This is a genomic window from Bifidobacterium subtile (assembly GCF_000741775.1).
Lineage (GTDB): Bacteria > Actinomycetota > Actinomycetes > Actinomycetales > Bifidobacteriaceae > Bifidobacterium > Bifidobacterium subtile.
In genome coordinates, this window is record NZ_JGZR01000016.1 from 1 (window position 1) to 26,505 (window position 26,505).

A 26,505-nucleotide genomic window follows, 5' to 3' on the forward strand; every position below is an offset into this window, starting at 1 on the left:
TAATCAGGCCGCGTTGAGCGCAAAGCGCAAGCAGTCGCCGCAACGAGGGAAATAGCCATACAACGGGCCGGAGGCAGGTCCGGCGTCCGGCCGGGATGCGGCGGCGGATCGCGACCCGTCTCGGGGGCCATGTAGCCGCCATCAGCTCCGGGGCCCGCCGCCGCAGCGCGCGCTCCGCGCTCCTGGCGTGCSGCCGCGTCCATCGCCCCGAGCGTCCGCTCGGCGCCGACCCGCCGCGCCACCGACTCGTACAGGGGACGGGGCCCGCCGGGAGCGTCCACGCGCACGGCCGCGTACCGCTGCGAGCGGCTGAGCGCGTCCCACGCGCGCAGCAACGCGTGCTCGTCCGCCCCGTCGGCGCGTATGGCGATCCTCTCCACGGCGGCGGGGCTGATGGCGCGGGCGCGTTCGATCGCTCCGGCCGGGTTCGCGCTGCGCACCGTCGCGTACTCCCTGTCCCGCCCGATCTGGTCATGGGGCTGGCCTGCGGTCATGTCGATGAGCAGGGGCCGGCCGGACAGGAGCCTTCTGACGGTGCCGCCGTCGAAGCCGCGCGCGTCCTGGGCGGCGAGCCCGGGCAGCGCATCCGGGTCGGGCGGCGTCGCCCGGTAGACTTCTATTCTTTGCTCCAGGCGTTCGCGCCACGCGTGGTCTCGCCATGCGTCCTGCGCTCCGGCTCCGGGCTTTCCCAATGGGTGCTCGAGGTCGTCGACGTCATTCTCGGCGCGGTACGCCTCGATCTGTTCGATGAGCCGCTCCCACTGCCGCCGGCCCGAGCCTCCGGACTCGGGGGCGGGTCCGATGGCCTTGGTCCATGCGGGCGCGAGCCCCTTCTCGCCGTCGCGCGCCGTGCGTTCGGCCAGGCCGGGGGCGAGCATCGCCAGGCTCTGGTTGGCCATGCTGGCCGCGTCTTTGACCCTCTGGCTCTCGTCCGGTCCGGCCTGAGCGTGCGCGTAGCGGCCCGCGACCCATGTGTTGCGCCCCGCGTCCCGGTCGTTGATCTGCTCGTTCAATGCGCGGCGCACGCTGTTCGCCCCGCCCTGGATGCTGGTCCTGACGATGCGGTCGGCCTGCCGGCGGTCGATGAGCGAGGCCTCACTGTAAGCGGCGACCATGCCTGTGAGGGACTGCGGGTCGCCGGCGAGCTGGCGCATGCGCTCGGGTCCGATGACCTGCTCTTCGAGCCGGCGTTCGGCCAGGAGCCTCGTGTAGTAGTCCCATTCGACGGCCAGCCGTTTGGGCTGGCGCATCGACTTCTCGTAGCGCTGCCGCCATGAGGTGGCGAGCTCGGAGCCGCCGCCCACGTCCATGACCTGGCCCAGTCGCAGCCTGGCCTGCTCGATGTCCTCGGGCAGCAGGTCGCCGGCCGTGTACCAGCGCTCCTTGTCGGGGGCGGGGCCCTGGCCCTTCCATTCCCTGCGCCCGTCCTGTTCGAGTCCGGGGCGCTTGCGCTGCTGCCAGAACGCTATCTCGTAGGAGTCCATGCCCTCGGTCCTCATGTCTTCGGGGTCTTTGACCGCGACGTAGCATTCGTTGCTCTGGCGTCCTCTGGTCATGCCCACGTAGAGCATGGAGCGGCTGAACGAGTCGGCCTCCGCGCTCAGGTACGTGTATGAGCGCTCCACGGTCCTGCCCTGTGAGCGCTGCGCGGTCATCGCGTACCCGCCCTCCGTGCTGGACTGCACGTAGGCTGCCGGCAGCGTCAGCGTGGCGGAGCGGTCGCCTCGCCGGTGCACGTCCAGGGAGCCGTCGTCGTTGACTCGTTCGACGGTCCAGATGTCGCTGTTGCGCACGATGGTCCCGTCCGGCGTGCGCAGGCCGCGGTTGTTGGTTCGCGTGCACACCGCGTCGCCGCGCCCGGCGCTGCTCTTGTCGGACAGCGTGACGCGACGCTTCGAATCGACCAGCCCGAGATCCTGCAGCCTGCCGCTGATCGCGTCGTTGAGGTCTGCCATGTCCTGGTTGGTGGCGGTGACGAGGATCGAGTCGACGCCGCGGCTCAGGTCCGCGACCATGCGCTCCACGACGGCGCGCTCGGCGTCGGCCTCGCGCACGGCGTGGATGGCTCCGGCCTGCTCGTACTCGTCCAGGGCGGTGTACGTCTCCTTCTTCTTGTCCTTGATTCCTCGGCGCAGGTGCTCGGCGCGCACGGCCTCCCCGGGGTCGCGGAAGCGGAACACGGTGGTGAGCTCCTGGGCTCTGCCGTGGTCGACGAGCCAGCTGAACGCGCCGCTGCCCTCGCCGGGCGAGGACAATTGCATGCTGTCGCCCACCATGATGATCTTCGCGCCGTTCTCGGCGCACAGGCGGGACAGGAGCTCGACGCTCATGGTGTCGGCCATGCCGGCCTCGTCCACGATCACGATCCCGTTCCGGGGTATGCGCAGCGCGGCCGACTGGGCGCTGAGAGCGGCGACCTGCTCGCGGGCGGCGCGCCGGGCGGCGGGGGTCCGCGCTGCGCCCAGCCGCTCGTTCGCCCGGGCCAGGCGCGTCTGCAGGCTGCCGGTGCGCGCCTCGTAGAGGATCTTGGCGACGGTCTCGGTCTGGATGCCCAGGCTCTTCTTCAGTTCGCCCGCGCCGGCGGCGGTGGGGGCCAGGCCGAGCACGAGGCCTTCGCCCTGCAGCCGGCCGGCGCTGCGCACGACGGCGCGCAGGGTGGTGGTTTTGCCGGTTCCCGCCGCCCCGTTGAGCGCCACGATCATGCGCCCGTCGAGCAGCAGCCTCGTCGCGGCGGCGCTCTGGTCCTTGGCCAGCGGGTGCGCGGCTGCTGCCGATGCGGCCTCGACCGCGTCGGCGACCGCCTGCCGGTCGAGCTGGCGGGCGGGCTCGTACGTGGCGTCGGCGCGCTGGATGAACGCCTGCTCGGCGTCCAGCAGCTCGCGCGTGGCGAACACGAATCCCTCCTGGTCGTCGGTGACCGCGCGCCCGTTCCATCCGGTGATCCGCTCGTCCGCCTTCATGGATTCGCTGATCTCGTAGCGCTGCGCGGTCAGGGGCACCAGGCGCGCGGTCTCGACGCTGCACAGCGCGTCGATGAGCTCGTCCGCCTGCCCGTCGATGACGCGCACGCCGCGCACGAGGCGGGCCGCTTCGGCGCGCACGTTGTCCAGGGTGATGCGCGTGCGGTTCGCCTTCACGTTCTCGTGCAGCGCGCCGGTCACGCTCCTCTGGAGCTGTCCGCCCTGCTCTCGAATGCTCTGGTCCAGGAGCGCGGAGAGCTGGCGCATCGCGTCCCTGTCGCGCAGCGCGGCGCGCACGTCGATCGCGCTGAAGCTCGCGCCGACGCATGAGCCGGCGAGCTGCGCGGGGTCGATGCCGTGCTCGCGCATGGCGCTCTGCCAGGAGTCCATGAGCTGGCTCAGGCTCAGCGGCTGCTTCGGCTTGGCCTTCCTCGTCTCGCGCCATGCCTGCCGGTCGAGCGCTTCGAGCCGCGCCTTCTCCACGGTGTCGCCCTTGCTCCTCGCGAGCTCGATGAGCTGCTTCTTCTTGTCGGCGATGCCGTTGTGCCGGCTGGAGAACGCCTCGATGAGCTCGTCGCTGACACCGTCGATCTCGTACACGCTGGCCTTGCTGTCGAGGCTTTCGCGCCGGTGCCATTGCACGCCCAGGCTCTGGGTGAGCTTGTCCATGAGCAGGTTCGTGTGCCGTTCGCTGATCGCGACGGCGGCGCGGAACGCGCTGCCGCCGTCCAGGGCGCCGGCCTTGCCGTCGGCGCGCTCCACGAGGTTGGAGATGAGGACGTGGTCGTGCAGGTGGGGGTCGTGGTCGCGCGAGTCCCAGTGCGTGTAGGCGACGGCCACGACGCCCTTGGCGCGCTGCCGGACGACGCTCCCTCTGCCGGAGCGGGAGCTGGCGACGTGGGTCTCGAACCATGCGACGGATTCGCCCATGGCCTCCTTGTGGGCCTTCGTGATGGCGGCGCGCACGTCCTTGTCGCCGCTGGCCCACAGGATGTTGACGCTTTTGGGCATGTGGAAGGTCAGGTCGTAGCCGCCCACGACCTTGCCCGCCTTGATGCTCTCGTCGTTCATGCGCACGAGCTTCTTGCCGGTGTTGGGCTGGCGCAGCCCGTCGTAGAGGCGGTGCACCTGCTTGTTCGACGCCTGCGTTCCGGCCTTGAGGCCGTAGCGTCTCAGCCCGCTGCCGAGCCACACGCCGGGCGGGGTTCCCGGCGCGTTGTAGTAGTTGGCCATGCCGCCGCCGTGGTCCGAGAGCACGCTGTCGACCGTGTTCTCGTAGTACTTGGAGGCGGTGCCGGCCATCAGCTTGGTGATGCTCATTGCCACGAGGGCGCGTCCTCCCGTGGTCCGTCGCTGGTATCGGCGGGCTGCGCCTGAACTGCGTCGAGCGCAGCGTGATCCTGCTGGCTGATGCCGTTCCCGTCGCCGCCTTCCTGCGCCGGCGCGCCCTGCTCCTCGGCGTTCGGGACGCTTCCGGATTCGCCCGGCGCTGGCTCGCCCGGCGCTGAGTCCTCCTTCTTCCCGCTCTTGGCAGCTGGCCCCATCACCTCATCTCTGGCGCTGGCGATGGCCTGCGCGGTGGTGGCCAGGCCGTTGTCGCGGGCGTGCGAATCCGTCCACGAAAGCTCGTCGATGCCTGCGCGCCGCACGTCGTCATAGGCCTTGATGGCTCTGGCGATGCCCGCCCGCCTGTGCTCCAATGTGCTGGCGAGCGTCCTGGCTATGCGTTGCATCCTCTTCGCCTCGGCGAGCTTGTTTTGGAGCTTTTCGATCTCGGCTTCCATGGATTCGTTGTTCTGTTTCATTGTGGTTCCTTTCTATTGAAACGCTTATTGGAAGGCCGGCCGGCCGTCTCTGAGGATGTCGAGATAGGGTCTGATCATGGGGTCGTCGTCGCCCAGCTCGACGCCGTACTGCTCCCGCTCGTACAGCTGCGCGTCCTCGAGGCCCCGCCATGCCTTCCAGTGCCGGCAGCGTTTGAGCATTGTGCTGCGCTCCTTGAGCTGCCGGTGTCTCATGGCTGTCTGCTCGTCGTGAGCGATGCCCCGCAGCTGCGCCTGGCGCCATTCGCGGCGCTGCTTCTGGTCCTGTTCGTCCAGGGCCTTCTCCTCTGCGATGACCTGCGCGGGCCGGTGGTCCTCGTACTCGTCGATGAGCTTGAGGAAGCCGCTGTGCCCGGCGAGCATCGGGTAGTTCGGGCTTCTGGTGTTCACGCCGAGCACGCCCCGGTCGAACATGAGGCGCATGTCCTCGCACGCTTTGGCGACGTCGAGCTGGAGGATGCGCAGCTGCCGGTACTGCTCGTCGTACTGCTCGCGCCATGACCCGTTCGCCGCCTCGCTGGCTTCGAGCCGGCGCTCCATCTCCTCGATCCGCGCCCGCGCCTCCTTCATCTCCTGTCGCGCGGCGCTGCCCTCGTGCTCGTAGTAGTACTTCTTCTGGCACGCCTCGGAGTCGAAGCGTTTGAGCTCCCCGTTCCGGTTGAACTCGACGGGGAACTCCTTCCCGCACACGGGGCATACGCTCATTGCCTGCCCGCCCATGTTCACACTTCCTTCACATTCGTTTTCCTCTTTCGAGGCTGTTCCCATTCAACCTAAATCGCCTTCCGCGGATCCGCGGAGCGCATGCGTCACTGTTTCCCGACTGCGACGGCTGGAGCCTTCCGCCGTTTCGCACTGCGTCGTTTTCGGCCTTAAGCCGTTTAAGATGGCTTATTTCGGCTTTATTCCGCCGTTTCCGGCCGTTTTTGCTCCTTGGGAGCAAGAAGTGCATTGATCGATTTTCATGGTTTTCGATGAAAGCTCTGCTAGATCATCTGAAAAATCTGATTTCGTTTCTGCTTGCTTCTCGTATAATTCTGCTCTGACTGTGCTCATGATTGTGTTCTCGTTCTCACTTGATTCCTGTGGTGATGGTTCGTCTGCTGCTGTGATTGTTTGCTTGTGGCGTTGTGCTGTGGTGACCGTCATGCTCGTGCTGCAAGAGCGGTGGCGCGGAAAAAAATTCGGGCCGTCTGCGTGTGCAAACGGCCCGTGTCGGGGTGGCGTTGGTTTTTCTATATGCTACTGGCTGTCTTGCTGGTCGAGGTGGTCGCACAGCGCGTCCAGATCCTCGAACCCGTATTTGCGCGCGATGGCATCGGCCTCGCGGCGCAGCCGGTCGGCTTCGCTGTGGAAGCCGCCGTCTCCGAGGTCGGCGTCCTCGGCGGCTTCCGCCGCATAGTTGTCGGCCCAGTCCGCCCGGCTGATCAGTTCTTCGACGCGTGCGCTGTCCTCCTTCGTGATGGTGGCCGGCCGCCCGACGCTCCCGCTGCTTGCCTGTCCTTCGTTCATGATTGCTCCTTCGGTGTCTCTGGCTGGTTTTGGTTTGTCGTCTGCTGGCATTGGGCGAGGATGGCGCGGATGGCGCAGGCGCTGCCGCCAGTCGTCTTGCGCTGCCAGCGGGTCAGTCGGGGCGAGTAGTGGAAGCCGTGGCGCTTCAGCGTGCCGCGCGTTGCTTCGCCGGGCTTGGCGTCGAACTGGAAGTACGTGTATCCTTCCTCGCCGTCCTGCACGAGCGTGAAGGGTTCGCCCGCCGGCATGGTGCCGGCCTGCTCCTCGCGTCCGGCGGCCTTGTGGCGTCGGATACTTTCGATGCGCTGGCGTATGCGGCGCATGTTCGCGTTGTTGTTGCTCAGCGTGAAGGACTCGTAGGGCGCTGGCTCGTTGCTGGCGCGGGCTTTCTTGTTGGCCTGCTTCATTTCCGTCTGCCTGGCCTCGAGCCGGGCGAGCTTTTCTGCGAGCAGCTGCTCGGCGTTGTCCTGCGTGCTGCTGATGCTGCTGCCGCACGCGAGGATCGCGGCGCGCGTCCTCTCGAGCTGTTCGTCCTGCTGCGCATAGCGGCGCATCATGCTGTCGGTTCGCCTGGCCATTTTCTCGGCCGGGTAGTTCGCGGATCCGGTGAGCATCACGCTGGGGATTCGCGCGCTGCGCTCGTTAAACTCGTTGGTCTGCGTGGCGAGGATCGCGGCGTACCGGTCGGCCAGCCGGTCGATTCGCTCGTGGTAGCTCTCGTCCACTTCCTGCTTGCGCTGCTCGGCGAGCTGGCGTATCTCCTGCACGGCCTGCTCGTGTTCGCTGGTGGCGCTGCCTTCCCGGTAGCCTGCGAGGCTGCGTGCCTGCTTCGCCTGTCGGGCCGCGCTCTCGCTGATTGCCTGTGCTGTGTTCATGTCGTGTGCTCCTTGTGCTCCCTGTTTTTTCTTTTTGGCCGGTTGGTCAAGCGAAGCGTTATCGAACAAAGCGGGTTCCGTCAAGCAACGCTCGCGGTGTTGTTCCGGCGCGTGTTGCTTGACGGGTTCCGCGACTTCGATATGATCCAAGGCGAAGCCGACCGGCCAAAAAGAAAATCCGGGACGGCGGGCGAAGCCCGCTCCTCTCGACGGCGGCCGCGGCCGCTGTCGGCTCCGGCCCTATTCGGCCGGGGCGCGCGCCAGGATGGCGCTCCGCCTTCGCCTGCCGTCCGGCGAAGTGCCGGCTTCGAGTCCCGCCCGTTTCCCGGGCGGGCGAGAAACGGCATCGGCGCGGCCGGGCGGAGTCCGGCTGGCGGGGCCGGATGCCGCTGGCGGGGGCTGGCTAGTCGAGGGCTCTTTCGAGGCTCGCGCATATGATGCCGTCGCGCGTGCTGTAGTCGCGTGCGGGCGCGAGTTCGTAGGCTATGTACTGCTCGCCCACCTGCTTGCACAGTTCGAGCGCTCGGCGTGCGGCCGGGGCCAGCACGAGCATGTCCATGTCGTCGTCGTCGAGCTCGTCGAACCCCTTGGCGTCCAGCTTGCTCTGCGCGGCGTCGAGGTCGGCTTGAAGCTGCTGGTCGCTGGCTTGGCCGCCGTGGCGCGCGCAGAGCTTGGAGAACACGCGGGCGGCTTCGCGTTCGGCCGGGGTGGTGGCGATGTGCGTGAGCTGGCCGAGGCTCGGCACGGCGTACAGCCTGGACGTGGGTATGGCGATGGTGATGTCGGCGCTCCACGCGCTGCCGCCGGTTCCGTAGTCGCGGGTGCGGCAGCTGATGGCGTAGTCCTTGGGGATGCTCCCGTTTCTTTGCAGCGTCTTGATGTCCTTGCGCATGGCGGCGACACGCTGCTTGGCCGTCTTGCTCGGGTCGTACTTGCCGCCGGTGTATCGTATGCCGTCCTTGTGGCTGTTGGTTACGGTCGGCTGCGCGATGTCAGGCGAGGTGGGTGCGTTCATGTCGTGTGCTCCTTCGGTTTGCGAGTGGGGTTACTTGCTGTGCTTGCTGGTCGCGATGCTGAGCAGCGCTGCGGCGACGGCGGATGCCGTGGCGATGCCGGCGATGAGCGTGGGCCAGCCGCCGAGCGCGGCGTTTGCCTTCGCGATGAAGAGGTGCAGCGTCAGATAGCGCATACGCAGTTCATGCCAGCGCCGGCAGCGTGCATAATGACGCGACTTCTTCGCCCAGTAGCGCTCTTGTTGCTCCAGTTGGCTGTCCGTCAGCTTGGGCGGCACGGCCGGCCAAAGGTATGCGTTGTTTGCGGTTCCCATGCAATTTGGCGAGGTGGCTGCGTTCATGATGTGCGCTCCTTGTGCTCCCTGTTTTTTCTTTTTGGCCGGTTGGTCAAGCGAAGCGTTACCGGCCAAAGCGGGTTCCGTCATAAGAACACGCGCGGCGTTGTTCCGGCGCGTGGGCGTTGACGGGTTCCGCGACGCCGGTATGATCCAAGGCGAAGCCGACCGGCCAAAAAGAAAATCCGGGACGGCGGGCGAAGCCCGCTCCTCTCGACGGCGGCCGCGGCCGCCGTCGGCACCGGCCCTATTCGGCCGGGGCGCGCGCCGCAAGGCGCTCCGCCTTCGCCCGTCGTCCGGCGAAGTGCCGGCGCGGAGATCCGTCCCCTCGCGGGATGGTCGACGGGTCGGCCTGGGCGCGAGGGCAGGCCGGGGGTCCCGCTGCGGACTCCCGGCCCTTGGACTTGCTCTTATTGCTCGCTGGCCTCGCTCTCCTCCGGCTCCTTCCCGGTCTCCGTCTCGTCTTCCTCGTTCTCCTCTTGCGTTGCCGTCTCTGTCTCTTCTTCGTCCGGCTGTTCTTCCTCGTCCTCTTCGTCGGGTTCGGGTGTGGGGAGGTATGCGCCGTCGAGTCCGTCTTGCTCGGGCTGGCTGATCTGGTAGCCGAGTGTTTCGAGCGCGGCGTACAGGGGCGTGATGGATTGTGTGAGGCCGTCGTCTTGCAGCCAGTCGAGCCAGCTGATGCTGGTCTCGATGCTGGCGTAGGCGAGGGCCAGCGTTTGGCGTTGCGGGTCGAGGCGGGCTATGGTGCGGGCGATGATTGCGCCGGTGCCCTCGTACTCCTCCTCGTCTGTGTTGTTTTCGTCGTCGTTGCGCGGGTCTTGGAGTCCGATGTCTTCGAGGGTCTGGAGGATTTCGCCCGAGTCGCGGCCCCACGCGTCGATGCGGCCGGTGATGAGTCCTTGGATGGCCGTGGCTGCGAGCAGGGCGATTCCTTTGCTCGTGTTGCGCGGCAGGTTTTTGAGTTCGAGCAGGTGCGCGATGTGTGCGCGGCGCAGGGCGAGGCTGGTGACGGCGTGCGCTTTGGCTGGGGCCTGCTCGGCCTCGGCCTGTTCGCGCTGGCGCTGCCGTGCGGCTTCGCGCTCGGCCCGCTCCTGCTTGACTTGCGTGATGTCGTATTGCGCGTACAGGGCGATGCCTTCGCTCCATGTGGGGCGCTTGCCGTCCCACGCGCGCATCCCGATTCGCGTGACGGGCGGCGCGTCCTCGTCTCTCGTTTCGAGCCATTCGGCCTCCTGCTGCTCGAAGGGCTTGCCGGGGGCGAGCAGCGCGAGCTGCGTGCAGCCTTCGGGCGTCTGGTAGTAGCCGCCGCTTGGCTCTTCGAACGTGTATTCGCGCGACTGCTGGTCGAGCAGCGTCTTGGCTGCCGCGTACCAGCGGCGGCGGGCCGCGTGCTCCGTGGCGGTGCTCAGCGTGTAGTCCCAGTCCCGGGTTCCGGCTGTCGCTGCCAATGCCTCCTGCAGGTCGCTCTGGTCGGCGAGTTCCGCGATGGCCTGCCATTGCTCGATGGTGGGCTGGGCCGTGGTCTTGTCTCGCGTGGCTTGGGGTATGGCCGCGATGCTCAGGCGGCGGCGCACGGTCTTCTCGCTGCGCCCGGTGCGCTGGGCGGCCTGCTCGACGCTCACGCCGAGGTCGAGCAGTCCTTGGTACCCGTCGCCTTCCTCAAGAAGGGTCAGGTCGCTTCGCTGGGTGTTCTCCACGAGCATGATTTCGCGCTGCGTGGTCTCGTCCCATTCGCGTATCGCGCAGGGCACGCTGGCTAGTCCGGCTTGTCTGGCGGCGGCGAGCCGCCGGTGGCCGATGACCACGGTGTAGCGGCCGTCGCCGCCCGGCACGACGACGAGGTTCTGCTGGACTCCCTGCTCGGCTATGCTGGCGGCGAGTTCGCTCACGTCGCCTATGTCCTGCCTCGGGTTGGCGGGGTTCGGGTCGATGCTCTCGATATCGATGTCCTGTAGCGTCTGGGTGTTCATGATGATTCCTTTCCTGTGGTTTATTGGTTGTTGCGGTTGGCGAGGTAGGCGGGTTTGATGTCGTGGCTGAGCGCGGTGAGCACGATGGCGGCCAGCGTGGTGTCCGGCTGGACGGCGAGGGCGCGCATCGCCTTCTCCAAGGCGCCGGGCTTCTCGGTCCACCACCGTAGATAGGCGCTCACGGCCAAGGGCTGCGCGGCGTACTCGTTCTCCTCGCTGGCGAGGTCGCGGCGCATGGCGTCGAGGATGTCCAGCGCGGTGTCCACGCGCCGTTGGTCGGGCGCCCACAGGGGGTCGTCGAACGCGGTGCGCAGCGTGCGGTACATGCGTCGCGCCGTGCTGGGCGCGTGCCCGTCGGCGGCTGATGCGAGCATCGCGCCGAAGTGGCATCCGGCGTCCACGGTGCTGAGGATGAGCGCGTCGCGGATGGCAAGGCTTATGCTCATGCCCGCGGTGAGCCGCTGCCGGGTTTCAAGGCTGGTCTGGTCGCGTCCCTCGTTCAGGCTGTCGAGCCATTGGGCGCATGGGGTCGCGCAGTAGGCGCGGTCGGCCTTCTTGACTCCCTGTTCGCGGCGCATGCTGGTGAGCTGGCGTGCGGCTGCTTGGATGGTGGTGGTTGCGGTTGTTGGCTGTGTCATGATGGGGCCTTCCTGCTCGTCTGTGTTGCTGACGGCTCGCATGGCGGCACGGCCGGAAAGCGGAGCGTCAAGTCGAGTGCGGGCGCGCGACACGGGGAGCGAAGGCGCGGGGATTATGCTTTTTTGCAATCCCCGGGCCGGGAGCGAGGCGTGGCGCGCGAACGCTCCGACTTGACGCGCAGCGGGCCGTGCCAGAATGGGAGACGGCAGCAACACCCCACTGGCAGACTCCCGATCCGGCGGCTTTGCCGGCGGGCGGCCTGAGGCCGGCCCGCTGCGACGAAGGAGCGGCGGCCCATATCCCCGCAGACCGGGAGACGAACGAGGCCAGCCTCATCGCCTGCCTGGCTCGTTCTTTTCGCTGGGTCGAACCGTGCCGGTTCGGGCGCGCCGATCCCGCCGGCATCGCCGGGGGGCGCGAGGCGCGCCACTGCGCCACCGCAAGGGAAATGGGGAGGGGCCGCCTGTCGGGGGCGGCCCCGGGCCGGTCATATCCGGTCGATGAGGGTAGGACGGTATCCCGCCCACGCGCCATGAGGCGTGTCGACCACCGGCGCCGACTGGTATCCCAGCTGCCTGACCTGGATCCTGGCCCACGGATCAGTGTCCAGGTCGATCTCCTGGTAGGCGATGCCCCGCCTGTCCAGCCGCCTCTTGGTGGCCTTGCACTGCTGGCATCCGTTCTTGGTGTAGATGGTGACGTCCATGGCTCTTCCTTCCGTTTTGCTTTTTTGAACAAGCGCAACGCATCGAAGCGGAGCGTCCGGTCCAGACCGCGCGCGGCGGAGCGCAGTTTCTCCGACGAGCGGGCCTGGACCGGACGCGGAACGGAGATATAGTGCAGCGGCTCAAAAAAAAACAAAACGGAAGGAAAAGCCACGTGCCCACTCGACCCGCAGACAGCATCCCGGCACGGCCCACGCCAGGACGAGAGCCGCCGGACTTCAAGCCGCCGCGCGGATAGGGAACCCCACGAGAGGCGAACGCCCGACGCTCCTGGAATCTGTGAGAGCGCACAGGAACGGCTGCTACGCTTGCCATAGCATCGAAAGCCGGCCAACTAGAGATCGGCCGTGGCACGACTGGCGGGGGCTGATGGCGAGGATGCTGCGGCATGGCGGCCCGCGCGCCGACGGGGACAAGGGGGAAATGATTGGACGAATCCATCGGGCAGGCGCGCGAATCGGCGCGCGGCTACCGGTTCGTGGCGTCCCTGAACGGCGCCGCGGCCCTGGCCGGCCGCTGCCTGCGCCACGCCAGAAACATCGCGATAGTCACGCGGCTCGATGGGGGCGTGTGGCCGTTTGACTTTAAAATGGAATTGTCCGCATAAGCAGCGGATGGCTAGGGAACCAACTCAATACTCAATTGAAGATCTCTCTCAGAGCTGTGGATTTCTTCGATTCCAATTACTAAGACATTACGTATACAGTACTTAACATAAGGAACCATAGTTATGCGTAAAAACAGGATTCTAGGCGTTTTCGCCTTAATGGCGGCAGCACTGCTCATTATGCTGGGGGTGGCATCGCCGGCGTCGGCGCTGCCTGTCAATTCATCGTACAAATATATCGGAACGGCCAAAGTCCAGAGTCAGCTTGGTATCAACAATCAGAGGGATTTGGATAATTTCCTTTTGTCCGACACTCCAAAGGAAATTCTCATCGACACTGATACCGGCAACGTCTTGTCCGTAGAGAAGACAGCGCCCGACGTCCAATCTTTTGCTCTGACTCAGAATAACTTCTGCAATGCTCTCATGGTCCGCCTCATCGGATCGAATAAAGTGGAAACCGGATTCTCTGGGAACGGAGTCAAAATAGGCCAGTGGCACAATCAAATCAGATTTGAGACATATGCGATCGATAAGGCCTATGCAGGGTGGACCACTGGTGATGGAGTGATGCGTACGACCCCTACGCTAGGTCCTTGGTCCGTTGCCGTTTTCAACAAGCCTGCGCTGGTGTATACCGTGTCTGCGCAAAGGTACTGATATGATTCTGCCCGACAATGGCGGTGGTTTCACGTGCTCTCCTCTTATGATCTTCTCAATGGACGCTAAACATTAAATACAATATGTCTTGCAATACTACTGAGGGGGTTTCCTGCCCATGTGGGCAGGAAACCCCCTCAGTTTTTGTAAGGTCTAATCGTCTCCGTGCATCAATACCTGCAGCCGTGCAAGCTGCTCGTCGTCTAGTGCGCCCCGCATCCACAGATCGAGAGCGAACCGCTCCAGCCCCCAATTCGAGTCCGATCTGCCGCCTGTAGCGTCGAAGGCGTCGCGCAGCAGCTTGTGGATATCGTCATCGCCAGGCATGAGTCGATCATAGCAATGTGCGCGCAAGCCCTTTAGCCGTCTTACTGCCATTTGCTGTCGAGCTCGCGCAGGCGCTCATCGCGCCACTGGTAGCGGATCGAATCGATGTCGGCCTTGACCTCCCGATAGCGGCGCTCCGCCATCCGGCGCTCATGCGGGCTCAGGGCCGGGTCATCCTTCGCGTCCAAGGCCGCGTCCTTGACCTTCTCGAGCTTGACGCGCACACGGGTCACCAGCTCGTCAGCGTCGTACTTCTCGGTCTGCATGCTGAGCCTGAGCCGGACGTCATCGGGATCGAAACCATACATGCCTCCAGAATAGGCGCAGCCTCTTCGTTGTCCCGCTTCCTGAGCTATGGGCATCAGGCTTGCACCGTTGCATTCGAGGCAAGCGCATCGAGGCGCTGTCCCTCGATGCGCGCGGCAGCGCCGGAGGCATATGGTCGAGCTGATCCAGCTCGGCGGGGCGTGGGGCGGCAGCCCCGCATAGAGCTGATGATTTAAAGAAAAGTCCCGTATAAAACTATTTCAGAGAAGGCAGGGGCTGCCGGCGCGTCTCCGTGCCGGCAGCCCCTGGGAATCAGCATTTTATTCGTTGTGAGATTACGGGAGCTGCAAATCCTGCTGTCCTAGGAATCTGAAACCGCCTTATACATGGCGTGTCAATAGCATGTGAAACACGTAAGGAAATTGGGATTTGACCGTATGACATTAGTGGTTTACAATAATGGTATGAGCATTCGATTCGAGGATTCGTCCAGACGGCACTTCGCGGAGGACCGTCTGGACGAAGCCATGGTGCGGGCCGCGATGGCCAGGCCGGTGTGGGCTGCGCTTCTGGACACGTCCGATCCGGGCACTCCTGAGGTGCGCCGTCGGCCGCCAGTCGTGCTGCTAGTGTGCCGACGGCATTCCGGGGCGCTGGATGATGATCTCATCGAGGTGCTGGTGCACAAGGTCGGACCCGACATGGTCGTGTTCCACGTGATGCATTTGAGCGATTTGTGGCGGGGCTACTGGATGGCCCGCCGTTGACCGGAACTATGGGAAAGGACGATGAAATGGGCGACATTGATTACGAGGAACTAATGGCGCGGGCGGAGCGCGGCGCGGCCAGACCGCCGCTGGCCTCTTTCTCGGGCGACGACGCGGCGCGCGTGGTCGAGCTCATGGACGGCGACGCGGACACCTTCTACCGGACGGTGCTCGGCCGCCCCACGCTGGGCGAACAGCGCAGAGGGCGGGAGAGGAGCGTGCAGCGTGCGCTGCGCATGCCCGAATCCCTGGACGACTATGCCTCCAAGGCAGCCAAGCGCGATGGGCTGGACAACTTCAGCGAGTACGTCCGACGCTTGATCGAGCGCGACGCCGTGGCGCACCGCCACGACCTCGCGGCCGCATAAGCAGCGGCCGCCAGACAGCGGACTCCATGGTGCCGCTCACCTCTGGGATTCCTCGCGCTGCTCCGTCATGCCCGGGCGGCCCAGCAGCATGGCGGCCGCCTCCTCGGGGCTGGCGGCGCCGGTCCACGCCATCAGATTCCTGTCGGCGTGCTCCTGCGCGTCCGCTCCCGTGTACTCCACCGCCTGGGAGTCGTCCCAGCGCCACACCTCGTCGTTGCCTGCCATCGTTCCGCTCCTTTCAGCCCTTGTCCCAGAAGTTGCTCTGCTCCGCGTTGACGTGGAACGCGGTCACGAACCCGCCCGGCGCGCTTCCTCCGCGCTTTCCGTTATCGCTCCCGTAGCAGTCCGATCGGCCTTGAGGCAAGCGTATCGAGGCGCTGTCCCTCGATGCGCGCGGCAGCGCCGGAGGCATATGGTCGAGCTGATTCAGCTCGGCGGGGCGTGGGGCGGCAGCCCCGCGTTCCACAGCGAGACAGATAGGGGCTAGTGCCTTGTCCCGGCTTGTTTTCTTTACTTGCCGCGTTCGCGCAAGACCCTCGCTCAGGCCGTCTGCAGGGCTCCGCGCTTCAGCGTCCGCCGAAGTCGATGTCGTGCTCCGGCGGGTGGCTGGGGCGCTCGTCACGCCGGACTCGTCTCTGGGCGTTGTATTCGCGGATGTCTTCGAGCATGGGCGGCTGCAGTCCGCCGCGCGGCTCCTGGGGTCTTCCCGGGTCGCGGGCCTGGGCCGATGCGGTGATGCGGGCGGCGAGCCGAGCGACCTGCGCGTCCTCCGGGTGCGCGCCGACGAATGCTCTGACGTGCCTGACGTCATGATCCCATTGGGCGCGCTGGCTGGGCGGGATCCTATCGAAGCGCTGCCCCTCCCGGATCGCGCTCAGAACGCCGGCGCTGGCATTTCCGCGGTTTTCCAGGGTTACGTCAGCGGCGTAGAGGATATCCCCTGCGTGGTTCGTGATGGTCACATGGTCGATGCCGCCCTTGGCGATCTGCTCCGTGAGGGTCTTCGGCATCTGGCGCACGGCCTCGTCGTGCACGCTGGAGTCGACCCAGCGGCCCCGGCCGTTTCGTTCGGTCTGTTCGATGTAGCGGATCATGGTGCCCATGAGGCTCTGCTCCGGCGGCGTGGCCACGATGACCGCTTCGGCGCGGTAGCCTGCCGTTTTGAATCTGGCGAGGGTGCGCTGCACGGCGTCGGGGTGGCGCATCGTGGTCTCGAGAACGAGGCTATTGCGCCGTTCCTGCAGGGAGTCCATGCCCATCTCGACCCAGCGGCTTGAGGCCTGGGCCGTCACTGCCGGCATGCGCAGCGGGTCTGCGCGCATGACCTGCTTGTAGGCGGGATGGAAGTGTCTGAACTCGTCGCCCTGCAAGGCGTATGCGCCTGCGTGCGCGTCGCTCGCGTCGCTGACCGCGCGCGTCTTCCCTGCGCCTGGCTGCGCGGCCACCAGGACGATGCAGGGTTCCCGTTCCGGTTCATGCAGGGGCATGACCTGGCTTATCTGGCTGTCGTATATCCTCCTGAGCGTCGCGTCGTCGAGGTCGAACGGGCCCATGCTCAGGCCGCCTTCCGCTCGTCCTGCTTCTCGGCGTCCTCGATCATCCTGAGGCGTTCGCCGAACTCGTCGGTCATGGCCTTCACGGCCTCGACGTCGTGCGCGTCGACCTGGCGGGCCTCGTTCATCAGCCCGCGGTCGGCGACGATGAACGCCTCGCGCTCCGCCTCGGTGCCAGCGTGGTTAGCGAGGTCGATGAACTCGCCCCCCAGCCTGGTCGCGCTTTCGCGCATGACGTCGTAGATCATCGGATCGTAGTCGAATCTTCTATCGTTCTGGGCCATGGGTCCTTCCTTCCTGTTGCCACTCATCCTATCCGCAGCCCTCCGTGTCCGGCGTCCGGCTGCGTCACTGCTTGAGGTAGTCCCAGTCGAGCACGTCGTAGTCGAGGCTGGTCCGGTCGGCGAGGACGGAGACGCGCAGCTTGCGCCTGCCGTTCTTCGTCTTCCCGGGGGTGCCGCCGGCCATGACGAAGCTGCCCTTGGCCAGCGGCCTGGAGTCGGAGCGGGCCATGTTCTTGACGTATTCCTTGGTCTTGCCGCGCGCCTCGAGCTCGACGTACTCGGTCGTCCCGTCGCCGTGGTTGACCGCCAGTGTCATCCACACCACCTCGCTGTAGGTGCCGTCCCCGGCTGGGAACCTGCCCAGGCGGGGCGCCGCCGCAAGGTTGCCGGCCACGTATTCGAAGTCTCCGGATTTGAATGCCATGCCCCGCCCCATTCCGATTGGAAAATCAATCAACTGCGTTCTTGCTTACATACTTTATTATATACGCATTTTATTGTTTTCTCAACTTCTTGTGTAATTGTTTTCTTGTTTTCTGGCTCGAATTTATGTCACATCCTCGTCTCCGGAAGCCGGCCGGGCGGGAGTTCTATTGACGCCGCCCTTCCCGTCCGTCGCCGCCGCTGCTACTGGTGGTTCTCCATGTATTCAAGGAGCGCATCCTCGGCGATGTCCTTCATCTTCGTGTCGTGGTCGAGGGCGTACTGCTTGAGCTTCTTCCTGGTGCTCAGCGTGACGCCGAAGCCGACGGTAACGCGCTTCTCCTCTTCCTTTTTCTCCTTGCTGTCGTCTCGGAATATTTCGTTGACGCTGGATGGCTTGCGGCTGGGGGGCTGCATCATGCTGCTCGTCTTTCCTTTCATCGGGCGGTCTCCTTCCGCAGCTCAGCATATGCCTCGGCGTACTCGTAGAGCTTCCTGGGGTTGTGGCCGTTGGTCTTGACGATGTCGGCGCGCTTGCGGATCACGGTCTCGAAGCGGCGGGCCTGCTGCGAGTCGAGGGCGTCGAGCGTGTCCCGGTGCATGGTGGTGTTGGTCTCGGCCCGGGTGACGAGCACGGCGGCGGGCTTCTGGTCGCTGGCCGCGTAGTAGGTCTGCCAGGTCTGGCGCATGTCGAGCGGGGATTCGCTGGTGGGGATGATGACGTAGCCGGCGGCCTCGATGGCCTTGTCGAGCATGATCCCGTTGGGCGGGCAGTCGATGAACCGCCACGTGTCCGGGTCCTCGCGGTCCTGCTTCACGGCCTTGGCGAGGGTGGACAGCTTCGCGGCCACGACCTCGAAGGGCAGCGGGTCGCCCTCCTCCTCGGCCGAGTCGGCCCACACGCTGGCGCTGTCCTGCACATCGGCGTCGAGCACCAGCGCCCGGTCGCCCCGCGTGACCGCGGCCTTGGCGAGATAGATGGCGGTGGTCGTCTTCGTGACCCCGCCCTTCGAGTTGGCTATCGCTACGAGCATCGTCGCCTTCCTTTCGATTGTCTTTGCGATTTCATGTTTAATTATATAGTTAGGAAATTATTTTCACAAGTACTTGCGTAGGTAATTAATCATTTTCTTGTCTGCCTGTGCAAGGGCGGCATGCCCTTCGTCTGCTCCGCCGCGGCCGATCGTTCCTCCCGCTTCAACACGGAAGCCCCGGACAGAGGTAAGATAGCCCCGCAAGGAGACTCTGTACCCCGTTTTTGAACTTGGACGGATGCGAGGGGAGCCAGATGCCTGTGAGGGCTTCCGGCACTATGCGACTAGGAGGTAAGAGATGACCAGCATGGCAGTAAAGATCCGGCGCCGGGAGCATCGCCGTCAGAAGCGGGTCGAGCGCGTGCAGGCCAAGCGATACCGCGAGGAAAGGGAGCGAAGGGAAAGGGCCCAGCTTGAGAGGGCCAACAGACACATAAGCCTTCTGTCGCCCAAAGTTGTCGGATGCCCGGTGATGCGCAGGGTCAAAAGCATCAAGCAGCCATACGGCGGGTATATCCCTTCTCGCACACTCGCTGCGACCGTGCTGGGCGACGGGGATGAAACGCTGAGCCCCGATGGGGACGTATCGGCGATCTTGATTGGCATCGCCGTGGACTACCTGACACGGCTCCTCTCCGGTTCCAGCGCCGAGGAGTCCTTCGACATATCTCTGCGTGGCGCATGGATAGTAGGCGAAGCAGGCTATGCGTCTTCGCTTCTGTCCGAAGTGAGGGGCCTTGATGACGTCTCGGTGAGGAACGCAATCAGGCTGGCAGGCTATGACGTGTGCTTCAGGGCAGGCCCCAGAGGCTATAAGCCTGTCGAGGATATCTGGCCGGATGACGCGACAATCGGCAATGTCCGGACGATGGTGGGCCGCGCTCTCGCCTTCCTGGAGCAGTACGGCCCGAAGACAGTGGACGGATTCACCTTCGAAGGCGGCTACACGGATGTGATAGTGGCTGGCGACGGTGATTTTCTCACCGAGGACACGCTTTGGGATTTCAAGGTGTCGAAGCGCAGGCCGACGAGCCAGCATACGCTGCAATTGCTGGTGTATTGGCGAATGGGCTTGCATTCCGTGCATCCTGAGTTTCAGCCGATCAAGTATCTTGGCATTTTTAACCCGAGGCTGAATACGGCGTATCGGATTCCCGTGGCTGATATTCCGCAGGCTGTGATCGATGAGGTTGAGCAGCAGGTTATCGGATACTGGTAGGCCTTGCGCCCCTCTCATTGCCGAGACCTACAACTCGGACATGGGAAGACCTCCGAACCGTTGGGCTCGGAGGTCTCGCGCACTTCAATGGGGATGGAGTTGGAGCCACCCCGCCGGAATCAGGCCCGATCCCAAAAGTCTTAGCTCGCCGCCTCGATACGGGGTCGGTCGCGGTGCCTTTCATCCAGCGACTTCCACTATAGCCGCTAGTGTGGCACATGTCGAGAACTCCTTTCGCGAGGAGCGATCGGCCGTCCGGCATCAGCCGGGCGACGCGGCCGCGCTTCGCGGCGCGGCCTTCAGGGAAAGGCGCAGTCATGCGCAAGTTGGATGAGGGGCCGCGCAGCGGCCCGACGCTATGGATACTGGCGGCGCTTGCCGTCGTCGTCGCGGCCAAGGCTGACACAGTCACGGCCAACGCCGTCACGCTGGCGATAGCCGGCTGGGCGATGACCTATATCGGAGGCCGCAGCTAGCGGCGCTCTCAGCCGCCCCGGCCGCAAGGCCGGGGCGGTCACCCCCCATTTATGATGCCTCTGCCTCAGACGGGCCGCCTGTCCTTGACCTTGAGCGCTATCGTCCCGAGGCTGGACTGCGGGACGAAGATGTAGCTCTGCGTGGTCGCGGGGCTCTCGTGGCCGAGTAGCTCCTGCACGGCGCGCAGGTCGTAGCCGGACGCCTCGTAGGCGATCCTGCCGTAGCGCCGGCGCAGCGAGTGGGTGGGGTATCCGGTGGCGCGCCTGACGACGCGGTACACGTGGTCGACGCAGCAGTGGCCCGAGTATCGGCCGGGGAACAGCCAGCCGTCGCCCGCCGCGTCGCGTATGTCGTCGGCCAGCTGCGCGCAGATCGGCACGAGCCGCGTCTTGCCGCCCTTGCCGTGTACGACCAGGCCGCTGATCTCCTCGTCCCCGGACTGCGGGTACGCGACGATGTCGGATCCCTTGACCCGGCATATCTCCTCGCGGCGCAGCCCGGCCTCGGCGTCGAGCTGGACCATGAGCCGGGCGTCGGCGTCGTCCGATTCCAGGCCCTTGGCCACGGCCTGCTCGGGCGCGGGCTGGCGGGCCGGCTTGCGGGGCCGCTTGACCGGGGGCAGCGCGTCGACCGGATTCGCTTTCAGTCGTTTCATCCGCAGGCCCCATTTGTAGAACTCGTTGACCGAGGCGCGCCGCCCGGCCTTGGTGCTCGCCTCGATCCGCTCCCCGGTCAGCCAGGCCTGCACGTCGGACGGCTCGACCTCGTCCGGGCCGCGGGTCTGCGTCCTGGCGAAGCAGGTGAGCCGGTACCAGTTGGCCTCGATGGTGTGCTCGGACAGCCCCCGGGCCTGCATGTCCATGACCCATCCGTCCACGTATCCGGCCCACGACTGCGGCGGCTGACGATGACGAGCGTAGAACGTCATGATTCCCTTCTTTCATTATGAAAAATGCCGGCCACAGCCATATGCCGGCATGAAACAACCATAAGAAGGAAACGGGGACAGCGTTCTTCGGGAGGCCACCGCCGTCAGCCGCCCAGACCATGCCTCGAACGCACATGCACTACAATCGAGAACAGGCCGAGCGACACCGCGCGATATCCCAATCCCGAACCCTTAATCAGCGTGTCCGGGGTTCGAATCCCCGCGGGGGCACAGCATATGGCTGAAGATGTTGAAATTTCAACGTTTTCAGCCATTTTTGTTATGCTATCCAGATTCACTGGATTCCGGATTCGGACCTTCACATCTTCTTGTCGTGAATTTGCAAATTGTAGTGGTTAAAAACAAGGGGAAAAACCTTTACAGACAGGGGCTGGCTGGTTTATTCTCGCTCGTATGACGGATTCGTTGCGCACATGCCCTTTGGGGGTCGAGATCGAGATATGCAAGGTCGATCTGACGCTGCGCAACCGCTTCCGTCTCAACGAACTTGGCTTCCGCGAGCATGAACGCATGCGCGTCATTCAGAAGGCCGGCTTCGGCGGGCGGGTCGTCGCGCACGGCTCGGAACGCATCGCGCTGGACGGCGCTACTGCCAAGCGGATTCTGGTAGAGGTGCGCTGAGCCGTTTTGGAATGCGCATTGGCACTGCATATGCATACGCACAATATGCGAAATACGCGAACAGTTGTGCACAAGTCGACAATGGCACTAGCACATAGGCATCGCGTCCGTCACGTAGAATGGGAATAGTCGCATGATTCGTGAACCGCTGGAAACCCTTGAGTCCGGGGATTCTTCGATGCTATCGCCACAGTCTGATTTAGCCGGTGCCAACGATACAAATGATGCTTCCGAAGTTTCCGTCGATACGATACATAACGACGACAAGGCCGCTCGCGGCGATGACGATGACGGCTGCGCGTGCTGCGCGAAACCTGACTCGCACGCTGATTGCGACGACCATGCGGCTCACGCTGACTACGCCGACCACATGGGCCACATGGGCATGGAACACACCGAACATGCAGAGCACTCCGAACACTCCGGCGGCCACCATCATCGCCGCGGGCTGGCCGTGCTGCTGCCCTCGCAGCATCACCATATGGGCCACGAGGAACCGAGCGGCAACCCGCGCATCGTGTTCATGGGCAATCCGAATGTGGGCAAATCCACGCTGTTCAACGCCGTGCTGAGCGCAAACGCCACGGTGATGAACGCCCCCGGCACAACGGTGCTCGTGGAATCCGGCGCGCTCAGGCATGGCGGGGCGACCTGGGACTTCATCGACACCCCGGGCACGGCTTCGCTCGACGCGATCAGCCCGGACGAGCAGGTGTCCTCCGAGGCCGCGATGGCGCGGAACGACTACCCGCAGCCCGATGTCATCGTCGCCGTGATGGACGCCACCTCGCCCTCGAAATCGCTGTATCTGCTCAGTCAGCTCATCGACCTCAGATATCCGTTAGTGGTCGCGGTGAGCATGCTCGATCTGGCGAAACGTCAAGGTTCGACGCTGGAAATCGGCGATTTCGCCGCGCTCGTCCCCGGCGTCCCATTCATCCAGGTCGATGGCCGAACCGGCAAAGGCAAGACGGAATTGCTGGATGCCATTGATCGGCAGCTTGGTGCGGCGCAGGCGACGCACGACACGGCACAGGCGGCGCGAACGTCGGCACAGCCCATCCCACCTCAACCCGCGCAATTCCAACCCATACCACCCGTCACCACCGCCGCAATCCCCGGCCGCGAAGCGACCCAAGACGAGGTCTCGGCGTGGGCGCAGCAGACCTCCGATGAGCGCTTCGCCTGGATCGCAGGCAAGGTCACGGAGCTGAACCGCAAGCAGCCTGCGGTCGACAAGCCGACCTTCTCCGACAAGCTTGACCGGCTCCTGCTCCACCCCGTGGCCGGCATCGCGATCTTCCTCGCGGCGATGTACGCGGTGTTCGAGGCGACCACGACGCTTGCCGGGCCGCTCATCGACTGGTTCGACGTGACCTTCCGGCAATGGCTGACCGATGGCATCGACTGGGCGTTCACGCTGGTCGCCGGCAAAGAAGCACTTGCGGGCTGGTTCCACGGGCTGATAGTCGACGGGCTGCTCGATGGCTTCGTCACTGTGCTGACCTTCATCCCGCCGATGGGCATCATGTTCATCATCCTCTCGCTGCTCGAAGACTCCGGCTACCTTGCGCGCGCCGCCTTCGTGATGGACAAGGCCATGCGCGCCATCGGCCTCGACGGCCGCGCCTTCCTGCCGCTCGTGGTCGGCTTCGGCTGCAACCTGCCCGCGCTGGCCTCGACCCGCACGCTGCCCGACTCGCGCCAGCGGCTGCTCACCGGCCTGCTCATCCCGTTCACGTCATGCTCGGCGCGCCTGAGCGTCTATATCGTGCTAGCTTACGCATTCTTCGGCCGCTACGCCGGACTCGCGATATTCCTCATGTACGTCGCATCCATTGTGATTATTCTCGCGGTCGGCCTCGCGCTGCGCAAAACGCAGTTCCGCGACCTGCACACCCAGCCCTTCGCGATGGGCCTGCCGCCCTACCAGATGCCCAAAGTGCTGCAGCTCGGCAAGTCGGTCGCGCTGCGGCTGTGGGCTTTCATCACCGGCGCCAGCTCGATTATCATCACGATGATCGTCATCGTCTGGCTGCTCTCCGCCATGCCCATCAGCGCGGGAGCCGCCGGCAACAACACTTTCGGCCATGTCGATGAGGTCGAGAATTCGCTCTACGGCGCGGTGGCCTCGGGCGTCGCGCCGGTGTTCGAGCCCGCCGGATTCAACGACTGGCATGCTTCGGCGGCGCTTATCACCGGATTCGTGGCCAAAGAGGTCGTGGTCGGGTCGATGGCGCAAAGCTACGCGATCCACGATTCGGGCAACGAATCCGAGCAGCAGCAAGGCACTGGCACCTTGGGCCAGGCGGTGCGCGCCAGCTTCGAGCGTTCCAGCGGCGGGCATGCCTCAGCGGCCGCCGCCGCGTTCATGATCTTCGTGCTCGCCTACACGCCGTGCCTGGCGACCATCGCGGAAATACGGCGGCAGTACAGCGGCAAAATCGCCCTGCAATCCGTGGGCATGGGCCTCGTCGTGGCCTATATTCTGGCGATTGTGGTCTTCCAGATCGGGCGGCTGCTATGAATACTGCGAATGAGTTCAGGCATACCGAAACCACGAAAACAGAACTCACCAAAACAGAGAGAACCCCTGTAAACCGCAAAGACGCCCCGACAATACCGGAAATACCGATAACCGCGCAAGTCGTGCAAGCCCTGGTCTCCGGCAAGACGCCCCGTATCGCGGCCCAGGATCTGGGGCTGCCGCTGGACTTTGTGAATCTCGTCATCGAGCAGGCCCGCATCAGCGGCGACATCGATTTCTTCGAGCTGCGCACGGAGAACTGCACGGCTGGCGGCGCATGCCAGCCCGACCCCGAGTCGATGGTATGCGCCAGCTGCCCGATTCTGCCGCCCAGCATTCGCAAGCAGCAGTCGCCGCTGGGCAAGCTGCGGCGAGTCATTTCATCGCACCGGCTCCGCAAGAGTCAACCGGCCCAAGTATAAGGTCAGGTCATCGCGCAGCGCTTGGCATGACGGCAGCGACGGCAACAGTGCAGCGCGCAGTGCAACAATGATCAGGCCTGCCACATGAATGCACCGACAACAATTCAGCGTCGGTCAACGGCAAATTCGGCCGGACAACCGCTGTATTCCTCGAGCAACCACTGTGTATGCGTTATGTGAGGCGTTAACAAAGTGCTGCGGAGGTCTATCTGCGTTGTGTGAGGCGCTATTTTTCGGAGAGCCGAGTATCGCTGGCCCAGAACCGCCGTTTCCAGCCAGCGATACTCGGGATACCAAGGAATTAACGCCTCACATAACGCAGATAGACCTCCGCAAGCATCCAATAACGCCTCACATAAGCGAGATACACGTCGCAACGGGGAAAACCACACACAGCAAAACCCGAAAAGCCGCATTATTCAGTTTTGCATATATCGCTGCGCTGGGCGCACTAACTGGTGCCAAGGAAGATAAGGCCACGTGCTCTACCTGTCACTCGCTCCGCATCACTGATATACAGTGATGAAGAGCGTACGCGCATCAGGAAGCGCACAGACGCTCTGAGCCGCTACCAAACCCACAGACTCCCCCGCAATTACAACAATGCACCCCACACAGTGCAGTCACCCGACAATGTCGTATGGCGTTTGGAAGAAGTGATCAGCGTCGAGTGATCCATCCCCACTCATGGCGCCAAAGGAACTGCGCTCAATCGCCGAGGCACGGAATTTATCGTAATAACGCTGGGCTTTATGGCGCAACGCGTCGTAGTCAAGACCGGGTATCACACCGTCACTCATCGCTGTGCGGCCATTGATGACGGAATGGAACACATTGCTGCCGCAAGCCATCATGCAGATGGTCGTCAGCGGGTCACCTGTCGTACCGACCCCGAAATCAGCAAGGCTGACCGCAATGAAATCGGCTTTGCAGCCAGGAGCCAGCCGGCCGAGATCCGGCCTTCCCAGCGCATCTGCGCCGCCGATGGTCGCTGCCTCGAAGAATGCGCGGTAGCCGCTGTCGGGTGAGGGACCGTCTACGCTTTGCGACATCGCACTGCCGGCACGAATGTTGCGTAGCATGTCAGGTGGGAAGGTGTCACTGCCCATACATAATCTAATGCCATGGCGGCGGAAGCGCGCGAAGGATTCCAACCGTTTTCCGCCGCGCGCGTACACCAGCGGGCAGTGGATAACAATACTGCCCCGGTCGCGCAACACGTCGAGGTCATCGTCAGACTGGTCCTCGATATCGTGGTATCCAGAAGTGTAGAGCGCGTGGGGTATCAGTGTGCGGCTGTCGAGGAAGCCGATGGAATCCAAGTACTGCACGGTGGGCATATGATGATGCTCCATAATATAGCGATACTCGAAAGCGCCCTGAGCCGCGTGCAAGCGCACGGGCAAATCATGCTCCCGAGCAAAACGCTTAGTCTCAACCAACGTACCCTGGCTTTGCAGCTCCACACGCTCAGGCACCATGACCGGATGCACGATGTCATCGGTGTCACGCTCATGCTCGAGTGCAAACGCCTTCGCACGCTCAAGCCCCTCGCCGTCTTCACCCACAATCGGCTGAACGCTAAGCTGCCTAGTCTGCGGATCATACACATGCTGGGCGCTCAGATACGACGGCCCGAGATACACGCGCAACCCCAGCCGCCGGGCATACTGCGCGGCCGCCTCGATCTCCTCCAAAGTCTCGCCGGCGCGCTTGTGGTACACGCTTGTAATAGGCATGGCGGTGGTGACCCCATGCGAAATCAGCTGCGCGTAAGCATACAGCGACTTGAACGCCTCTTCCTCGGGCGTCATCGCCTCATGCGGGCCGTTCGCCAGATAGCGAGGCGACCAGTAGAACTTCTCGCTATCGCTCTGCCCAGCATAGAACAACTCATGATCGATATCGCCAAGCGCGTTCATATCAATGAATCCCGGGCATATCACTGCCTCGCCCAAGTCAAGCTGTACGTCCCACGGGCCTTTGACCTGCACGCCCACCTCAAGGATGCGATCGCCCTCATAAATCAGCGAGCCATTGCGGTAGATGACATTGTGGCCGTTGCGATAACCGATGATGGCTGACGCCGTGACTTTGGTTTTCATAATCCCCCATTCCCTTATTGTTATGGTTATGCAGTTATGGTTA

The 26,505-nt window shown here is 64.2% G+C and carries 32 protein-coding genes; 9 read left to right on the forward strand and 23 right to left on the reverse strand.

The window, feature by feature from the left end; translation table 11 throughout:
* The 11 genes from mobF to BISU_RS09835 form a co-directional block, all read right to left on the reverse strand.
* Positions 1–4,280 (reverse strand): MobF family relaxase (mobF, locus tag BISU_RS09790; RefSeq protein WP_034533089.1); only part of this gene is annotated, 4,280 nt, incomplete at its 3' end.
* Complete coding sequence (locus tag BISU_RS09795; protein ID WP_024463938.1) at positions 4,277–4,765, reverse strand: hypothetical protein; 489 nt, start codon at positions 4,763–4,765, stop codon at positions 4,277–4,279. The genes mobF and BISU_RS09795, both read right to left, overlap by 4 nt.
* Positions 4,766–4,789: 24 nt before the next feature.
* A complete protein-coding gene (locus BISU_RS09800; protein WP_024463937.1) occupies positions 4,790–5,503 on the reverse strand; it encodes an eL24 family ribosomal protein in 714 nt (237 codons plus the stop codon).
* Positions 5,504–5,674: 171 nt separating this feature from the next.
* Positions 5,675–5,932, reverse strand: coding sequence for a hypothetical protein (locus BISU_RS12640; RefSeq protein WP_152580520.1), 258 nt, complete (start codon positions 5,930–5,932; stop codon positions 5,675–5,677).
* 93 nt (positions 5,933–6,025) lie between these two features.
* Positions 6,026–6,295 carry a hypothetical protein gene (locus BISU_RS09805; RefSeq protein WP_024463936.1) on the reverse strand — a complete coding sequence of 90 codons (270 nt, stop codon included), beginning with the start codon at positions 6,293–6,295 and terminating at the stop codon, positions 6,026–6,028.
* The gene (locus BISU_RS09810) at positions 6,292–7,170 is read right to left on the reverse strand and encodes a hypothetical protein (RefSeq protein ID WP_024463935.1); all 879 of its coding nucleotides are present in this window, start codon (positions 7,168–7,170) and stop codon (positions 6,292–6,294) included. The genes BISU_RS09805 and BISU_RS09810 overlap by 4 nt, the downstream gene beginning before the upstream one ends.
* Positions 7,171–7,573: 403 nt before the next feature.
* Positions 7,574–8,185 (reverse strand): hypothetical protein, encoded by a 612-nt coding sequence (locus BISU_RS09815; RefSeq protein ID WP_024463934.1) that lies wholly within the window; start codon positions 8,183–8,185, stop codon positions 7,574–7,576.
* A 30-nt stretch (positions 8,186–8,215) separates the two neighbouring features.
* Entirely contained in the window at positions 8,216–8,524 is a 309-nt protein-coding gene (locus BISU_RS09820) for a hypothetical protein (protein ID WP_024463933.1), read from the reverse strand.
* A gap of 404 nt (positions 8,525–8,928) precedes the next feature.
* Positions 8,929–10,488 (reverse strand): ParB/RepB/Spo0J family partition protein, encoded by a 1,560-nt coding sequence (locus BISU_RS09825; protein WP_024463932.1) that lies wholly within the window; start codon positions 10,486–10,488, stop codon positions 8,929–8,931.
* A gap of 20 nt (positions 10,489–10,508) precedes the next feature.
* Positions 10,509–11,126 (reverse strand): hypothetical protein, encoded by a 618-nt coding sequence (locus BISU_RS12825; protein WP_161787762.1) that lies wholly within the window; start codon positions 11,124–11,126, stop codon positions 10,509–10,511.
* A 488-nt stretch (positions 11,127–11,614) separates the two neighbouring features.
* Positions 11,615–11,833, reverse strand: coding sequence for a glutaredoxin domain-containing protein (locus BISU_RS09835; protein WP_033503544.1), 219 nt, complete (start codon positions 11,831–11,833; stop codon positions 11,615–11,617).
* A 446-nt stretch (positions 11,834–12,279) separates the two neighbouring features.
* On the opposite strand from BISU_RS09835, the gene BISU_RS09840 reads away from it, so the two are divergent.
* Complete coding sequence (locus tag BISU_RS09840; protein ID WP_024463930.1) at positions 12,280–12,459, forward strand: hypothetical protein; 180 nt, start codon at positions 12,280–12,282, stop codon at positions 12,457–12,459.
* Positions 12,460–12,582: 123 nt separating this feature from the next.
* Entirely contained in the window at positions 12,583–13,119 is a 537-nt protein-coding gene (locus tag BISU_RS09845; RefSeq protein WP_024463929.1) for a hypothetical protein, read from the forward strand.
* A gap of 153 nt (positions 13,120–13,272) precedes the next feature.
* Here the strand turns inward: BISU_RS09845 and BISU_RS12645 are convergent, their stop codons facing one another.
* Together BISU_RS12645 and BISU_RS09850 are read right to left on the reverse strand one after the other, a co-directional pair.
* On the reverse strand, positions 13,273–13,446 hold the full coding sequence (locus BISU_RS12645; protein ID WP_154677507.1) for a hypothetical protein: 174 nt from the start codon (positions 13,444–13,446) through the stop codon (positions 13,273–13,275).
* A gap of 41 nt (positions 13,447–13,487) precedes the next feature.
* Positions 13,488–13,754 carry a hypothetical protein gene (locus BISU_RS09850; RefSeq protein ID WP_024463928.1) on the reverse strand — a complete coding sequence of 89 codons (267 nt, stop codon included), beginning with the start codon at positions 13,752–13,754 and terminating at the stop codon, positions 13,488–13,490.
* A 423-nt stretch (positions 13,755–14,177) separates the two neighbouring features.
* On the opposite strand from BISU_RS09850, the gene BISU_RS09855 reads away from it, so the two are divergent.
* Both BISU_RS09855 and BISU_RS09860 read left to right on the forward strand, forming a co-directional pair.
* Complete coding sequence (locus tag BISU_RS09855) at positions 14,178–14,480, forward strand: hypothetical protein (RefSeq protein ID WP_024463927.1); 303 nt, start codon at positions 14,178–14,180, stop codon at positions 14,478–14,480.
* The gene (locus BISU_RS09860; protein WP_226839122.1) at positions 14,477–14,848 is read left to right on the forward strand and encodes a toxin-antitoxin system protein; all 372 of its coding nucleotides are present in this window, start codon (positions 14,477–14,479) and stop codon (positions 14,846–14,848) included. The genes BISU_RS09855 and BISU_RS09860 overlap by 4 nt, the downstream gene beginning before the upstream one ends.
* 36 nt (positions 14,849–14,884) lie before the next feature.
* Here the strand turns inward: BISU_RS09860 and BISU_RS09865 are convergent, their stop codons facing one another.
* The 7 genes from BISU_RS09865 to BISU_RS09895 form a co-directional block, all read right to left on the reverse strand.
* Positions 14,885–15,073, reverse strand: a complete 189-nt coding sequence (locus BISU_RS09865; RefSeq protein ID WP_024463925.1) for a hypothetical protein — start codon at positions 15,071–15,073, stop codon at positions 14,885–14,887.
* 13 nt (positions 15,074–15,086) lie between these two features.
* Positions 15,087–15,314 carry a hypothetical protein gene (locus BISU_RS09870; RefSeq protein WP_024463924.1) on the reverse strand — a complete coding sequence of 76 codons (228 nt, stop codon included), beginning with the start codon at positions 15,312–15,314 and terminating at the stop codon, positions 15,087–15,089.
* Positions 15,315–15,414: 100 nt separating this feature from the next.
* Positions 15,415–16,401, reverse strand: coding sequence for a zeta toxin family protein (locus BISU_RS09875; protein WP_024463923.1), 987 nt, complete (start codon positions 16,399–16,401; stop codon positions 15,415–15,417).
* Positions 16,402–16,403: 2 nt separating this feature from the next.
* Positions 16,404–16,685 carry a hypothetical protein gene (locus BISU_RS09880; RefSeq protein ID WP_024463922.1) on the reverse strand — a complete coding sequence of 94 codons (282 nt, stop codon included), beginning with the start codon at positions 16,683–16,685 and terminating at the stop codon, positions 16,404–16,406.
* Between the two features lie 64 nt (positions 16,686–16,749).
* A complete protein-coding gene (locus BISU_RS09885) occupies positions 16,750–17,142 on the reverse strand; it encodes a hypothetical protein (protein ID WP_152580517.1) in 393 nt (130 codons plus the stop codon).
* 170 nt (positions 17,143–17,312) lie between these two features.
* Positions 17,313–17,549 (reverse strand): hypothetical protein, encoded by a 237-nt coding sequence (locus BISU_RS09890; RefSeq protein ID WP_024463920.1) that lies wholly within the window; start codon positions 17,547–17,549, stop codon positions 17,313–17,315.
* Positions 17,546–18,142 (reverse strand): ParA family protein, encoded by a 597-nt coding sequence (locus tag BISU_RS09895; RefSeq protein ID WP_024463919.1) that lies wholly within the window; start codon positions 18,140–18,142, stop codon positions 17,546–17,548. The genes BISU_RS09890 and BISU_RS09895 overlap by 4 nt, the downstream gene beginning before the upstream one ends.
* 298 nt (positions 18,143–18,440) lie before the next feature.
* Between BISU_RS09895 and BISU_RS09900 the strand changes: the two genes are divergently transcribed.
* Positions 18,441–19,361 carry a hypothetical protein gene (locus BISU_RS09900; RefSeq protein WP_024463918.1) on the forward strand — a complete coding sequence of 307 codons (921 nt, stop codon included), beginning with the start codon at positions 18,441–18,443 and terminating at the stop codon, positions 19,359–19,361.
* Positions 19,362–19,678: 317 nt separating this feature from the next.
* On the forward strand, positions 19,679–19,837 hold the full coding sequence (locus tag BISU_RS12650; protein ID WP_154677506.1) for a hypothetical protein: 159 nt from the start codon (positions 19,679–19,681) through the stop codon (positions 19,835–19,837).
* A 65-nt stretch (positions 19,838–19,902) separates the two neighbouring features.
* Here BISU_RS12650 and BISU_RS09905 read toward each other — a convergent pair whose 3' ends face one another.
* Complete coding sequence (locus BISU_RS09905) at positions 19,903–20,766, reverse strand: tyrosine-type recombinase/integrase (RefSeq protein WP_024463917.1); 864 nt, start codon at positions 20,764–20,766, stop codon at positions 19,903–19,905.
* 104 nt (positions 20,767–20,870) lie between these two features.
* Complete coding sequence (locus BISU_RS12655; RefSeq protein WP_156100206.1) at positions 20,871–21,041, reverse strand: hypothetical protein; 171 nt, start codon at positions 21,039–21,041, stop codon at positions 20,871–20,873.
* A 139-nt stretch (positions 21,042–21,180) separates the two neighbouring features.
* On the opposite strand from BISU_RS12655, the gene BISU_RS09910 reads away from it, so the two are divergent.
* The 3 genes from BISU_RS09910 to BISU_RS09920 all read left to right on the forward strand — a co-directional run bounded on the left by BISU_RS09910 (position 21,181) and on the right by BISU_RS09920 (position 24,357).
* On the forward strand, positions 21,181–21,408 hold the full coding sequence (locus tag BISU_RS09910; RefSeq protein ID WP_081672748.1) for a FeoA family protein: 228 nt from the start codon (positions 21,181–21,183) through the stop codon (positions 21,406–21,408).
* Positions 21,409–21,793: 385 nt separating this feature from the next.
* Positions 21,794–23,935: a ferrous iron transport protein B gene (gene feoB / locus BISU_RS09915; RefSeq protein WP_033503174.1), complete on the forward strand. Its 2,142-nt coding sequence runs from the start codon at positions 21,794–21,796 to the stop codon at positions 23,933–23,935.
* Positions 23,932–24,357, forward strand: coding sequence for a hypothetical protein (locus tag BISU_RS09920; protein ID WP_051246169.1), 426 nt, complete (start codon positions 23,932–23,934; stop codon positions 24,355–24,357). The genes feoB and BISU_RS09920 overlap by 4 nt, the downstream gene beginning before the upstream one ends.
* A 623-nt stretch (positions 24,358–24,980) precedes the next feature.
* Here BISU_RS09920 and BISU_RS09925 read toward each other — a convergent pair.
* Positions 24,981–26,462, reverse strand: coding sequence for a chlorohydrolase family protein (locus BISU_RS09925; RefSeq protein ID WP_024463912.1), 1,482 nt, complete (start codon positions 26,460–26,462; stop codon positions 24,981–24,983).
* Positions 26,463–26,505: the final 43 nt, after the last annotated feature.